This is a genomic window from Bradyrhizobium sp. HKCCYLRH1030 (genome assembly GCF_051168395.1).
Classification (GTDB): Bacteria; Pseudomonadota; Alphaproteobacteria; order Rhizobiales; family Xanthobacteraceae; genus Bradyrhizobium.
On record NZ_JBNPUY010000007.1, the window covers coordinates 177,701 to 189,861 of the forward strand.

Genomic DNA, 12,161 nt, shown 5'->3' on the forward strand with positions numbered 1-12,161 from the left:
CGGTGGCAAAGGGAAACTTGCGGGAGGTGCAACCCCTGGTTTTCGGGAGATTGTGGCTTAATGGCAACAGATCAGCCTGAACAGCGGCCCTGTGGAGTTTTTCCACGCAAGAACTTCATACTGTCATCCTGGGAGAACACGTGAATGCCTGACCCGCTGCTGACCCGCATCGTCGGCGAACTTGCCGATGTCCCGGGACTGCGCGCCATCGCGCTCGGTGGATCACGTGCGCGCGGCACCGCGCATTCGGGCTCGGACTACGACGTCGGGCTCTACATCGCATCCAGGCACGACCTCGACACCGACGTGCTGCGCGAAGCAGTGCGGCGGCTCGTCGACGACCCGCAAACGCTCGAACTGACGGCGGTCGGCGGCTGGGGACAGTGGATCGTCGGCGGCGGCTGGCTCAGAATCGACGGGCACAAGGTCGACCTGCTCTATCGCGAGATCGATGCGGTCGGCGGCGTGATCGACGACTGCCGGAAAGGGCGGATCGAGATGCACTACCAGCCAGGCCATCCGCATGGCTTCGTCTCGGCGATCTGGATGGGCGAGGTCGCGCTCTGCCGCCCGCTGCACGATCCCGCGCAACTGCTGGCGGGGCTGAAGTCGCGCTGCACGCCCTATCCGCGCCGCCTGCGCGACGCGATTATTGCACGCTTCCAGTGGGAGATCGCATTCAGCATCGATAATGCCGAGTTGGCTGTCGGGCGTGGCGACCATACCCACGTCGCGGGCTGCGCCTATCGCGCCCTCGCCTGCCTTGCGCAGGTGCTGTTTGCGGTCAACGGGCGCTACCTGATCAACGAGAAGGGTGCGCTCAAGGAGGCCGCGACGTTTGGACTGGCACTCGCCGATCTGACGGCGCGCGTGGAGCTCATCTGGCAATCGATCGGCAATGGCGAATTCGGTGCGGCGCTCCGCAGCCTGCGGGAGGTCGAGGCCGAATTGAAACAGGCGTTGGTCCATGCTGCGACGGCCGGCTGAGATCGGCGCCTTACCAATCAAGTCTCCCCGCGCGCGCGTCTGCTCGGCAGCCCGGGCCTGCGGGTCACCGCCCCCAGCGGTCCTGCCAGATCTTCTCGCCGATCGTGCAGGACACGCGCGGCTCCTTGTCGGCATCGTCGGCGACCGGCACGATCCGCGGCGGAGGTGAGCGTCCGGCAACCTCCATCAGCAGCTTGGTGCGGATGGCTTCCTTGAACTCGTCGCGGCTCTTGATGGTGACGACGAACGAGCCGTGACCGCCGGTGACGCAATCCTTGTAATAGAGATCGAGGTTCTCGATATCCATGGTCGAGTAGGACGGCTCCTTGACCATGATCGGCAGGCCGTTGATCGTGATGCCCTTGTCGACGGCCTCGTCGCGCGCGATCGTCACCGGTGAGGGACCATTGTTGTTGGGCCCGTCGCCGGAGATGTCGATGACGCGGCGCAGTCCGCGGTAGGGATTCTCATCGAACAGCGGCATGGCGAAGTAGATCGCGCCGGAGATCGAGGTGCGCGACGCGCGGCGGATCGGCGTCTTCATGATCTCGGCGGCGACGGCGTCGGCACTTTCCGGTCCGTCGATCAGGCGCCATGGAATGATGATCTTCTGGTCGCTCGAGGCCGCCCATTCGAAATAGGTCACGGCGATCCTGCCGTGCACGCCGCTCTTCAGCGCCTGCAGGAACTCGCGCGAGCTGAGCGCCTGGGCGTAGCCTTCGCGCTGGATCGCCAGCTCGTCCAGGTCCATCGAGTAGGACACGTCGACGGCGAGGATCAGTTCGACGTCGACGGACGCTTCCTTCTCGCTCAGCTGCTGCGCCGGCTGGGCCCTCGGCGCGGCCACGACGCTGGCGACGTCGCCGCCGGCCAAGGCGCCCGCCAGACACGCCACCCCGATCGAGATCCACCAGCGCATGAGCTGCCCTCCAATCGCGTCTGATGATGGTGACATGCAATCCGCAGAGCGCAAAGCGGGAACGCACACATCCATTCACATTCCGGTTAGTCCCCTGGGGTTTGCCCGGATGTCAGGCAGCCGCATGCGCCCATCGCGCAAGGCATGCAGCCCGTGGTTTCCCGGAGCGGCCGAAGCCTGTATCGTGGCGTGACTGCCGCATCCGGAACACAGGCGCGCCCTTAGAATGAACGATGCCGTCACCAAGCCCAAGACGAAGGTACGCACCAAGACCGAGCGTCCGCGGCTCTACAAGGTGATCCTCGTCAACGACGACTTCACGCCGCGCGATTTCGTGGTGATGATCCTGAAGGCGGAATTCGGCATGACCGAGGACCAGGCCTACAAGGTCATGATCACGGCGCATAAGCTCGGCGTCTGCGTGGTGGCCGTGTTCACCAAGGACGTCGCCGAGACCAAGGCGACGCGCGCGACCGATGCCGGCCGCGCCAAGGGATACCCGCTGCTGTTCACCACCGAGCCGGAGACCTGAGCCGGCGAACTAATTCCCTTCCTCGCGCAGCCCGTACGCACGTTGTGCGGTCGCGAGGCCTGCGATCGGAAATTCGCCGAGGTCGGTCCAGAGATCGGTCAGCGGCCCGGGACAGGCGCCGGCAAACGCCTCGGACGCGACCACCGTCCGCTTCAGTCGCGCGGCGATCTTCTCGAGCCGAGCGGCGAGATTGACGGCCGGGCCGATGCAGGTGAAGTCGAGCCGGTTGCCGCCGCCGATATTGCCATAGAGCAGCCGTCCGACATGCAGCGCGACGCCGAAGCGGAAGCGTTCCCCGGTGCCGCCGGCCGCGTATTCGAGCGCATCGACGCGAGCCCGCGAGGCGCGCGCCGCCGCAAGGACGCGGGCGCAGACCTCGGTCGGATCGCCGCCCTGCTCGCGAAACGGAAACACGGCGAGCAGGCCGTCGCCCATGAACTTCAGCACCTCGCCGCCCTGCTCGCGGATCGGATCGACCTGGCAGTCGAAATAGTGGTTGAGGATCGCCACCACGTCCTCAGCCGGCAGGCGATCGGACAAGGGCGTGAAGCCGCGCAGATCCGACAGCCAGATCGCCGCATCCAGCGTATCGGTGTGGCCGCGGCGGATCTGGCCGCCCAGGATGCGCTCGCCGGCGCTATTGCCGACATAGGTGTCGAGCAGCATCGAGGCCGTACGTCGAAGCGTGACGATCTCGGTGTAGCGCGCCAAAGCCGGCATCAGCGAGCGAATCGCATTCAGATGCGCGTCGGTGAAGCCTGTTGGAGATTTGGTGGTCCAACTCGACGCGTGGACCGCACGGTCGATGAAGGTCAAAGGTAGAGTGAAATAGTCGGTCACGCCTTCGGCCCGCAGATCCATCAGGATCGGAAAGAGCTCGGCCTCCCGATCGCGAGGATCGGCCCTGAACTCGGTCCCCTGCTCGAACACGCGCGCAAGCGGGCTGTCCCTGTAGGCCGGCGTGCTCTCGAAGCCGAAATCGACCGAGCCCATCTCGACCTCCGCCCCCTGGCGCCAGATGAAGCTGCGGCCGGCGATATCAGGATGAAGGGTGCGGACGAACACGCCCACGCGCCACAGCGGCACGCCGAGCCCGACCAGACGATCGCAGCATTCGGACATCATCTGGCTCGGTGTCGCCGCGGAGCGCGCGCCGTCGACCAGCCAGTCCTTGATGTCCCGCAGCTTGGAAGCGTCCATGGGACGACACTAGGCGAGCAGCGTGGCAACAGCAAACAGCCGCGGCGGCAGCGTGCGGCTACCCCACCTGGCCGCGATGGCGCAGCAGGTGATCGGCCAACACACAGGCCATCATCGCCTCGCCGACGGGAACCGCGCGGATGCCGACGCAGGGGTCGTGACGGCCCTTGGTCAGGATCTCGGTCTCCTGGCCTGAGCGGTCGACGGTCTGGCGCGGGGTGAGGATCGACGAGGTCGGCTTGACCGCGAAGCGCAGCACGATCGGCTGTCCCGTGGCGATGCCGCCGAGAATGCCGCCGGCATTGTTGGAGAGGAAGCGCGTGCCGTCATTGGCCGAGCGCATCTCGTCGGCATTCTCCTCGCCGGTCAGCTCGGCCGCACCAAAGCCGGCGCCGATCTCGACGCCCTTCACGGCGTTGATGCTCATCATCGCCGCGGCGAGATCGGCATCGAGCTTGCCGTAGAGCGGCGCGCCAAGTCCCGCCGGCACGCCCTCGGCGACGATCTCGAGCACGGCGCCGATCGACGAGCCGGACTTCCTGATGCCATCGAGATAGTCCTCGAAGAACGCCGCCTTGTCCTTGTCGGGGCAGAAGAAGGGATTGCGCGCGACCTCGTCCCAGTCCCAGTTGCCGCGATCGATCTTGTGCGGCCCCATCTGCACCAGCGCACCGCGCACCTTCACGTCCGGCAGGACCTTGCGCGCGATCGCGCCGGCGGCGACGCGCGTCGCGGTCTCGCGCGCCGAGGAACGACCGCCGCCGCGATAGTCGCGCAGGCCGTATTTGGCCTCGTAGGTGAAGTCGGCGTGACCGGGACGAAACTTGTCCTTGATCTCGGAATAGTCCTTGGAGCGCTGGTCGGTGTTCTCGATCAGGAGCGCGATCGGCGTGCCCGTGGTGACCTGCACGCCCGTGTCGGGATCAGCCATCACGCCTGACAGGATCTTCACCTGGTCCGGCTCCTGGCGCTGGGTGGTGAAGCGCGACTGGCCGGGACGGCGGCGGTCGAGATCGCGCTGGATCTCGTCGGCGGCGAGCGGGATCCGCGGCGGACAGCCGTCGACCACGCAGCCGATGGCCACGCCATGGCTCTCGCCGAAGGTGGTGACGCGGAACATGTGGCCGAAGGTGTTGAAGGACATGAGCTGATCACCCAACCGGAAAAACCATCATTCCGGGATGGTCCGAAGGACCAGACCCGGACTCTCGAGATTCCGGGTTCGCCTCCGCGAGGCGCACCGGAACGACGGAGACAAACTAACTGTACTTCTCGAACCCGTTCTCACCGAACACATAGACCGCGCCCTGCTGGATCGGCAGGTCGACGGCGCCGTGCGGCGTCTCGAAGCCCAGCGCGACCATCAGCGCCCGCGCCGTGCCGCCATGGGCGACCGCCACGATATCGCCAGACAGCCCATCGTACCAGTCGCGCACGCGGCGCTCGACGTCGGCATAGGTCTCGCCGCCCTCGGGCGCCAGCGACCATTTGTCGGTCAGCCGCCTGGCATAGAAGGCGGGATCGGCCGCCTGCATTTCCGGCAGCGTCGCCCCTTCCCATTTGCCGTAGCCGATCTCGCGCAGCCGGGCATCGAGCGCATAGCCCTCGGCTGGCAGGCTCAGGGTCTCACGCACCAGCTCCATGGTCGCGCGGGCGCGGCTGAGGGGGCTGGCGACGTAAGGCAGGCGCGCCGCATCATGGCCGTTGCGCGCAGCGAGCTCGGCCAGGATGTTGCCGGCCTGCACCGCCTGCACCCGCCCGAGCGCGTTCAGCGGAATGTCCTGCGTGCCTTGCAGCCGGCCGAGCGCATTCCATTCCGTCTCGCCGTGGCGGATGTAGTAGATCGTGGGCCGTGGCATTGCGCGTTGACGTTATTCCTTGGCGCCGACGGAATTGTTCAGCGAGATGTCGGGCGCCTCGGGCCGCTTCATGCCGACGACATGATAGCCGGAATCGACGTGATGCACCTCGCCGGTGACGCCGCGCGACAGGTCGGACAAGAGATACAGCGCGCTGTCGCCGACCTCGTCGATGGTCACGGTCCGGCGCAGCGGCGCGTTGTACTCGTTCCACTTCAGGATGTAGCGGAAGTCGCCGATGCCCGAGGCGGCCAGCGTCTTGATCGGTCCTGCCGAGATCGCGTTGACGCGGATGTTCTTCTCGCCGAGATCGGCGGCGAGATAGCGCACGCTGGCTTCCAGCGCGGCCTTGGCGACGCCCATCACGTTGTAGTGCGGCATCCACTTCTCGGCGCCGTAATAGGTCAAGGTGATGATCGAGCCTCCGTCGGTCATCAGCTTCTCGGCGCGCTGCGCGATCGCCGTCAGCGAGTAGCAGCTGATCAGCATGCTCTTGGAGAAATTGTCCTGCGTGGTTTCGATGTAGCGGCCGTCGAGCTGGTCCTTGTCGGAGAAGGCGATGGCGTGGACCACGAAATCGATCTGGCCCCACTTCTCCTTGAGCACGTCGAACACCGCGTCGATGGTCGTGGGATCGGTGACATCGCAATGGCCGAGCACGAGCCCGCCGAGCTCGGCCGCCAGCGGCTCGACCCGCTTCTTCAGCGCGTCGCCCTGGTAGGTCAACGCGATCTCCGCGCCGGCCGCGCGCGCGGCCTTGGCGATGCCCCAGGCGATCGAGCGGTTGTTGGCCACGCCAAGGACGACCCCGCGCTTGCCCTGCATCAAACCTGAAATCTGCGCCATGCGGCTTCCCATCGAACTGATTATTAAGGACTGGACGTACACCACCGGTCTGGCCCGGTACAGCCCCATTCCGCCCGCTCTGTGGCAAACTCCCCCGCAGGGCTTGCGGTCCGGAATACGCTGATCATCGCGGGGTTATGATCTTTGCAAGACGCCGGCTGCGGCCTGCGCCCTTGTCATCGCAGCGAACAGCCGCAGGGCATTCCATGAACGCGTTCCGCCAGAGCGTCGAGACCATGATTCCGGCACTGCGCCGTTATGCCCGGGCGCTGGCGCGCGACATGGACGCGGCCGACGAGCTGGTCCAGGACACGCTGGTGCGGGCGCTGCGCTCGGAGCGGCTGTTCCTGGGCGGCGACATCAGGAGCTGGCTGTACACGATCCTGACCAATCTGAACAAGAACCGCCGGCGCTCCTTGGCGCGGCGGCCGCACTTCATGCCGCTCCAGGACGACAATGCCGACGCCAGCGGCACCGAGGCCGAGGGCCGGGACATCGAGCACGCGCTGGCGACCCTGGTGGAGGAGCAGCGCGCGGCGCTTCTCCTCGTCGTGCTCGAGGGCCTGAGCTACCGCGAGGTCGCCGACATCCAGGGTGTCCCAATCGGCACCGTGATGTCCCGCCTCGCCCGCGCCCGCGCCCATGTCCGTGCCGTGCTCGAGGGCGAGCGGCCGGCGCTGCGGAGGGTGAAATGACCACTGCACAAAAGCCGCCCTGCCATGTTCGGCTGCCCAAGCCTGCAGCGACCGCGCATCGCCGCAGCCGCCCGATTGCAACGAGATCCCGATGATGACCGAGCCGACCATTCCCGTCACCGAAGACGAGCTGCACGCCTATGTCGACAACGAGCTGCCGGCCGAGCGCCGCAGCGACGTCGAGCGCTGGCTGGCCGCGCATCCGGCGGACGCCGAGCGGGTGCAATCCTGGCGCAGCATGGCTGAGGCGCTCCATGCCCGCTACGATTCGATCGTCAACGAGCCGGTGCCGCCGCGGCTCGACCTCGACGGCCTGGAGCGCCGGCCGCGGCGCTGGGTCGTCGCGGCCATGGCGGCAAGCGTGGCGGCCTTCGCGGTCGGCGGCGCGGTCGGCTGGGTCGCGCGTGGCGCCGCCTCCTCGCCGTCGCCGCTCCAGGCCCTTGCCGGCGAGGCGCTCGATGCGCACCGACTCTATGTCGTGGAGGTGCGCCATCCGGTCGAGGTTCCTGGCGACGAGAAGGCCCATCTGCAGCAATGGCTGACGCGGCGCTGCGGTCGCACCGTGCAGGCGCCGGAGCTGGAAACCACCGGGCTGAAGCTCGTCGGCGGCCGGCTGCTGCCGGGGCCGACCGGCCCGGCGTCCTTCCTGATGTACGAGAGCACCTCCGGCGAGCGCTTCACGGTGTATGCGACCAAGGTCGGGATCGAGGCGGCCGAGATGCGCTATACGACGCAGGGCAACACCGCCGCACTCTCATGGGCGGAGCGCGGCGTCAGCTACGTCGTCAGCGGCAGCAGTGACCGGACGCGTCTCACCCAGGTCGCGCGCCTTGTTTATGACCAGACCGAACGGGCGGGCGGCTAGCGGCGGACCATTGCCCGATTTCGCGAGGTGCCGGCCTCGGCGCGATTACGGCCGTGATCAGAAGCGTTTGCAGGATGGCCGCGAACGCTGCCCGAGAGGGTACTGATCCCCGCATGGCTCAGGCGGGCGACACGCCAGGGTCGGCGCCGCAATTCGGTCACCGGAAATCTGGAATCAGGTCACCGGCACGTCTCAATATAGCGCCAAATGTTCACGAAAAAATGAGGAGTGTTCGATCCGCCGATCGACACGGAAGCGGCCTCGATCGGGGTTTTGTACCGCGCTGGTCCCCCTTTCGAGGCCGCACTTTTTTCTCAGCTTTCCAGCTCGTCCTTCAGCTTTCAGCCGAGTGGTCCGCAACGCGCAACCTCAGGAGAGGTTGCTGCGCGGATTGTAGGGATGACGGTCGCGCCATTTGGTCATCAGGGCTTCGAGCTCTGCGTCGTTGCCGTCGGGCAGCACGATCCGGGTGGTGACGAACAGATCGCCGGCCGAGCCGTCGCTCTTGGGCAGGCCCTTACCCTTGAGCCGGAAGGTCCGGCCGCTGGAGGTGTTCTTCGGGATCGACAGCTCGACCGCGCTGCCGAGCGTCGGCGCCCTCACCTTGGCGCCCAGGACCGCCTCGTAAAGCGTGATCGGCAGATCGAGCCTGAGGTCGCTGCCCTCGACCTTGAAGAACGGATGCGGCGCGATCTGGATCGTGATCAGGAGATCACCCGGCCGGTGTCCGGGCGCGCTCTCGCCCTGCCCCTTCAGCCTAATCTGCTGGCCGGCGGTAACACCGGCGGGGACCTTGACGTTGAGCTCCTTGCCCGACGGCAGCCGCACCCGCTTCTCGCCGCCATTGACGGACTCCTCGAGCGAGACCGACATTGCAACCTTCAGATCGAGGTCGAGGCCGACACCGCCGGTGTCGAACTCGAACGAGCCGCCGCCGCCGCGTGCACCGCGCGCGCCGGCGCCGCCGAACATGCTGTTCAGAATGTCCTCGAATCCGCCACCGCCGAAGCCGCCGCCCGGCCCGCCGCCGCTGCGGAAGGTATAGCTCTCGAAGCCGCCACCCGGCCCGCCGCGGCCGGCGCCGCCACCCGGAAAGCCCTGGAAGCGCGGCTTGCCGTCAGCGTCGATCTCCCCGCGATCGAACTGCTTGCGCTTCTCCTCGTCGCCCAGGATCTCGTTGGCCGAATTGATCTCGGCAAACCGCGCCGATGCCTTCGGGTCATCCTTGTTGCTGTCGGGATGATGCTTCTTGGCGAGCTTGCGATAGGCGCTCTTGATGGCCGCAGCGCTGGCGCTTCGCGGCACCCCCAAGACCTCATAGGGGTCGCGCATCCGTCACGTCTCCTTACAGAAAGTCAGATACTAACCTATGGGCTCCCCGCCCGCTTCGCATTTCATCTGGGGAGTCCGTTGTATTTTTGCAACGGGCTCCAGACGACCCCCGCTAGCTTTGCTGCCAGGGTTTGAGCGTCTGGATGTCCCAGCGCCCACGCTCGATACGGCACGCCGAGCCCTGCAGCCAGCGTTCCGTCTTGCCGTTGACGTAGCTCGCCAGGAAATCGCGGCACGTGCGGCCGTTGTCGGCCGTGTAGGACTTGGCGATCGGCGTCACCGAGCCGCGGGCGCCGGTCTGGGGATTCTGCCACGGCTGGCTGGAATCCTTGCTCCCCTTGGTCAGCACGTCCGACGCGGCGTTGCGGGCAAAAGCGAGATCGGCTTCGGTCGGCTCGCGCTCGGGCGGCGGGCTGACCGCGCCGGTGATCTCCGCATCGTCCATCTTGGCAAAGGCCGTTTCAGGGCGCGACAGGCTGCAGCCGCCGCCGGACAGGCCGATTAGAATGAGTGTCAAAGCCGTGCCGGCATGACCGATCGCGGATAGGCCAAGCCGGACCGATGCCCTATATAGGGCCGGACCAGAATGGACTTGCACGCGCCTGGCCGCGGGTGAACGCAAAACTCGGACTCCCCATACACATGACCGACCCCACGAGCATCAAACACCAGACAACCTTAACATCCGGTACATCGGCCGATTTTACCCAGGCCGGCGAGCCGTTTGCGCTGTTTGCGGCGTGGTTTGCCGAAGCCGGCAAGAGCGAGCCCAACGATCCGAATGCGATGGCGCTGGCAACGGTCGACGACAGCGGGCTGCCTGACGTGCGCATGGTGCTGATGAAGGGCTATGACGAGGACGGCTTCGTCTTCTACAGCCACAAGGCCAGCCAGAAGGGCCGCGAGCTCGCCGCCAATCCGAAGGCCGCGCTGCTGTTTCACTGGAAATCGCTGCGCCGCCAGGTCCGCATCCGCGGCCTCGTGGCGCCGGTGACCGACGAAGAGGCCGACGCCTATTTCGCGACCCGGCCGAAGCAGGCGCAGCTCGGCGCCTGGGCCAGCAAGCAGTCGCAGCCGCTGGAGAGCCGCTTCGCGTTCGAGCAGGCGATCGCCAAGGTCGCCGCGCAATACATCATCGGCGAGGTGCCGCGCCCGCCAGGATGGAGCGGCTGGCGCATCACGCCCGTCAGCATGGAGTTCTGGCACGACCGGCCATTCCGCCTGCACGACCGCATCGAATTCCGGCGCGAGGCTTCGGGCCAGCCCTGGACCAAGGTGCGGATGTATCCGTAGAGGATCGCCGCGCGGGCTTGCGCCCGGCCTCTCGGCGTCCGACGCGCCAACGAATCGCCATCGCGCGCGTGAATCAGGCGCCTAACGCACAAACCATTGTGGTAAGTTGATCCGTCCGGGATCGTGAAAGACGCAGTTCATGCCGACCTCTTCCAATCAGCCACGGCGTACGATGCTGCTGACCGGCGCCAGCCGCGGCATCGGCCATGCCACCGTGATCCGCTTCTCCTCAGCCGGCTGGCGCGTCCTCACCTGCTCGCGGCACCCCTTTCCCGAAGAATGCCCGTGGGGCGCCGGCCCCGAGGACCACGTCCAGGTCGACCTGTCCGATCCCCAGGACACCGTGCGCGCGATCGCCGAGATCAAACAGCGGATCGACGGCGGCGAGCTGCACGCGCTGGTCAACAACGCCGCGATCTCGCCGAAGGGCGCGGGCGGTGCCCGGCTCGGCACCGTCGACACCGACCTCGACACCTGGAATCACGTCTTCCGCGTCAACTTCTTCGCGCCGATCATGATGGCGCGCGGCCTGATCAAGGAGCTGAAGGCGGCCAAGGGCTCCGTCGTCAACGTCACTTCGATCGCCGGCTCACGCGTGCATCCCTTCGCCGGCGCGGCCTACGCGACCTCCAAGGCGGCGCTGGCCGCCCTGACCCGCGAGATGGCGTCGGATTTCGGCCGGGTCGGCGTCCGCGTCAACTCGATCGCGCCGGGCGAGATCGACACCTCGATCCTGTCGCCGGGCACCGAGAAGATCGTGCAGGAGCAGATCCCGATGCAGCGCCTCGGCACGCCCGACGAGGTCGCCAAGATCATCTACGTGCTGTGCTCGGAGACCAGCTCCTACGTGAACGGCGCCGAGATCCACATCAACGGCGGCCAGCACGTCTGAGCCATTCGGCGCAGAGACGGTTGCCCGTGTTCGATTTGGTTCATGGCGGCTTGCCACGTTCGGCAAGTTCCCGATGACCGCGCGAAGGCGTGATTAACGCCATCTCCGAAGATCGATACGGACCTACCGACCACCACAAACAAGACAGCGCTCCCGGAGGGAACGCTGTTCATGGGATGGGATCGGCGTACTGAATTTCCAGTCGCTGGCTGCGCGGGCGGCATTGCCTGAATACCGTCCGGTCGAGAACGGTCGTTCAGCCTTCGCACACCAAACCGCGCAGAATCTGCGCGGCGCGCCAGCGCAGGCGGTCGGACTCGACGTTGAGGGCGCTGGAGCAATCATCGTCGCGCTCGTCCTCCTCGAGATCGGCGCCGCAGTAGCGGCAGGTGCGCGGCGACAGCGCATGGGCCACGACGATGTCGGCGCGGCTGCGCTGATAGCTGGCAAGATCGATCACGTTGTTCGATGCCATTATGCGTTTCTCAACCATTGCCGCCGCCTCTTGGATAAGGCGCGATGAACGCGCCCTCGAGCTCTGCCTTGCATGCCACGCGCCGAGGCGCTCGTTGTTTGTCATGCTGGTGCAGATTTATCGCAGAGAAGTTTCGATCAAACGTTCAGCGTTCCCATCAAATTTTACCTGAGGAATTGGGGCGGCTTTGCAGCGGCATTGCAGCCGGCCTAACAAGTATTTCCCATTATGTGTTGCATCTCACCGCTTGTGTCACCTGAGGTGCA

General features: G+C 66.3%; 14 protein-coding genes. 6 read left to right on the forward strand and 8 right to left on the reverse strand.

Annotated elements, in window-relative coordinates; all coding sequences use genetic code 11:
* The first annotated feature begins 144 nt into the window (after positions 1-144).
* Complete coding sequence (locus tag ACQR1E_RS21435) at positions 145-987, forward strand: nucleotidyltransferase domain-containing protein (protein WP_434897532.1); 843 nt, start codon at positions 145-147, stop codon at positions 985-987.
* 64 nt (positions 988-1,051) lie between these two features.
* Here the strand turns inward: ACQR1E_RS21435 and ACQR1E_RS21440 are convergent, their stop codons facing one another.
* Positions 1,052-1,906: a DUF1194 domain-containing protein gene (locus tag ACQR1E_RS21440; RefSeq protein WP_316187448.1), complete on the reverse strand. Its 855-nt coding sequence runs from the start codon at positions 1,904-1,906 to the stop codon at positions 1,052-1,054.
* A 226-nt stretch (positions 1,907-2,132) separates the two neighbouring features.
* Between ACQR1E_RS21440 and clpS the strand changes: the two genes are divergently transcribed.
* Positions 2,133-2,438, forward strand: coding sequence for an ATP-dependent Clp protease adapter ClpS (gene clpS, locus ACQR1E_RS21445; RefSeq protein WP_315740885.1), 306 nt, complete (start codon positions 2,133-2,135; stop codon positions 2,436-2,438).
* Between the two features lie 9 nt (positions 2,439-2,447).
* On the opposite strand, the gene ACQR1E_RS21450 is transcribed toward clpS, so the two are convergent.
* From ACQR1E_RS21450 to fabI, 4 genes are all read right to left on the reverse strand, one after another.
* The gene (locus ACQR1E_RS21450; RefSeq protein ID WP_315828083.1) at positions 2,448-3,638 is read right to left on the reverse strand and encodes an adenylate/guanylate cyclase domain-containing protein; all 1,191 of its coding nucleotides are present in this window, start codon (positions 3,636-3,638) and stop codon (positions 2,448-2,450) included.
* A 58-nt stretch (positions 3,639-3,696) separates the two neighbouring features.
* A complete protein-coding gene (aroC, locus tag ACQR1E_RS21455; protein ID WP_315715534.1) occupies positions 3,697-4,782 on the reverse strand; it encodes a chorismate synthase in 1,086 nt (361 codons plus the stop codon).
* Between the two features lie 115 nt (positions 4,783-4,897).
* A complete protein-coding gene (locus tag ACQR1E_RS21460; RefSeq protein ID WP_315715533.1) occupies positions 4,898-5,497 on the reverse strand; it encodes a histidine phosphatase family protein in 600 nt (199 codons plus the stop codon).
* A gap of 12 nt (positions 5,498-5,509) precedes the next feature.
* A complete protein-coding gene (gene fabI / locus ACQR1E_RS21465) occupies positions 5,510-6,343 on the reverse strand; it encodes an enoyl-ACP reductase FabI (RefSeq protein ID WP_315752061.1) in 834 nt (277 codons plus the stop codon).
* A 206-nt stretch (positions 6,344-6,549) separates the two neighbouring features.
* Between fabI and ACQR1E_RS21470 the strand changes: the two genes are divergently transcribed.
* Positions 6,550-7,038 carry a sigma-70 family RNA polymerase sigma factor gene (locus ACQR1E_RS21470; protein WP_315752062.1) on the forward strand — a complete coding sequence of 163 codons (489 nt, stop codon included), beginning with the start codon at positions 6,550-6,552 and terminating at the stop codon, positions 7,036-7,038.
* 91 nt (positions 7,039-7,129) lie between these two features.
* Positions 7,130-7,903 (forward strand): anti-sigma factor family protein, encoded by a 774-nt coding sequence (locus ACQR1E_RS21475; protein WP_434897533.1) that lies wholly within the window; start codon positions 7,130-7,132, stop codon positions 7,901-7,903.
* Positions 7,904-8,272: 369 nt separating this feature from the next.
* Here ACQR1E_RS21475 and ACQR1E_RS21480 read toward each other — a convergent pair whose 3' ends face one another.
* Entirely contained in the window at positions 8,273-9,235 is a 963-nt protein-coding gene (locus ACQR1E_RS21480) for a DnaJ C-terminal domain-containing protein (protein WP_315828080.1), read from the reverse strand.
* A 112-nt stretch (positions 9,236-9,347) separates the two neighbouring features.
* Positions 9,348-9,752, reverse strand: a complete 405-nt coding sequence (locus ACQR1E_RS21485; protein WP_315752065.1) for an RT0821/Lpp0805 family surface protein — start codon at positions 9,750-9,752, stop codon at positions 9,348-9,350.
* Positions 9,753-9,877: 125 nt separating this feature from the next.
* Here ACQR1E_RS21485 and pdxH point away from each other — a divergent pair, with 125 nt between their 5' ends.
* A complete protein-coding gene (pdxH, locus tag ACQR1E_RS21490; protein WP_315828079.1) occupies positions 9,878-10,528 on the forward strand; it encodes a pyridoxamine 5'-phosphate oxidase in 651 nt (216 codons plus the stop codon).
* Between the two features lie 139 nt (positions 10,529-10,667).
* Positions 10,668-11,420: an SDR family NAD(P)-dependent oxidoreductase gene (locus ACQR1E_RS21495; protein ID WP_315715526.1), complete on the forward strand. Its 753-nt coding sequence runs from the start codon at positions 10,668-10,670 to the stop codon at positions 11,418-11,420.
* A 256-nt stretch (positions 11,421-11,676) separates the two neighbouring features.
* Here the strand turns inward: ACQR1E_RS21495 and ACQR1E_RS21500 are convergent, their stop codons facing one another.
* Entirely contained in the window at positions 11,677-11,895 is a 219-nt protein-coding gene (locus tag ACQR1E_RS21500) for a hypothetical protein (protein WP_409998659.1), read from the reverse strand.
* Positions 11,896-12,161 lie beyond the last annotated feature (266 nt).

Coding starts and splice junctions, on each gene's coding strand:
- ACQR1E_RS21435 (WP_434897532.1), top strand. CDS start 145: ATGCCTGACCCGCTGCTGACCCGCATCGTCGGCGAACTTGCCGATGTC.
- ACQR1E_RS21440 (WP_316187448.1), bottom strand. CDS start 1,906: ATGCGCTGGTGGATCTCGATCGGGGTGGCGTGTCTGGCGGGCGCCTTG.
- clpS (WP_315740885.1), top strand. CDS start 2,133: ATGAACGATGCCGTCACCAAGCCCAAGACGAAGGTACGCACCAAGACC.
- ACQR1E_RS21450 (WP_315828083.1), bottom strand. CDS start 3,638: ATGGACGCTTCCAAGCTGCGGGACATCAAGGACTGGCTGGTCGACGGC.
- aroC (WP_315715534.1), bottom strand. CDS start 4,782: ATGTCCTTCAACACCTTCGGCCACATGTTCCGCGTCACCACCTTCGGC.
- ACQR1E_RS21460 (WP_315715533.1), bottom strand. CDS start 5,497: ATGCCACGGCCCACGATCTACTACATCCGCCACGGCGAGACGGAATGG.
- fabI (WP_315752061.1), bottom strand. CDS start 6,343: ATGGCGCAGATTTCAGGTTTGATGCAGGGCAAGCGCGGGGTCGTCCTT.
- ACQR1E_RS21470 (WP_315752062.1), top strand. CDS start 6,550: ATGAACGCGTTCCGCCAGAGCGTCGAGACCATGATTCCGGCACTGCGC.
- ACQR1E_RS21475 (WP_434897533.1), top strand. CDS start 7,130: ATGATGACCGAGCCGACCATTCCCGTCACCGAAGACGAGCTGCACGCC.
- ACQR1E_RS21480 (WP_315828080.1), bottom strand. CDS start 9,235: ATGCGCGACCCCTATGAGGTCTTGGGGGTGCCGCGAAGCGCCAGCGCT.
- pdxH (WP_315828079.1), top strand. CDS start 9,878: ATGACCGACCCCACGAGCATCAAACACCAGACAACCTTAACATCCGGT.
- ACQR1E_RS21495 (WP_315715526.1), top strand. CDS start 10,668: ATGCCGACCTCTTCCAATCAGCCACGGCGTACGATGCTGCTGACCGGC.
- ACQR1E_RS21500 (WP_409998659.1), bottom strand. CDS start 11,895: ATGGCATCGAACAACGTGATCGATCTTGCCAGCTATCAGCGCAGCCGC.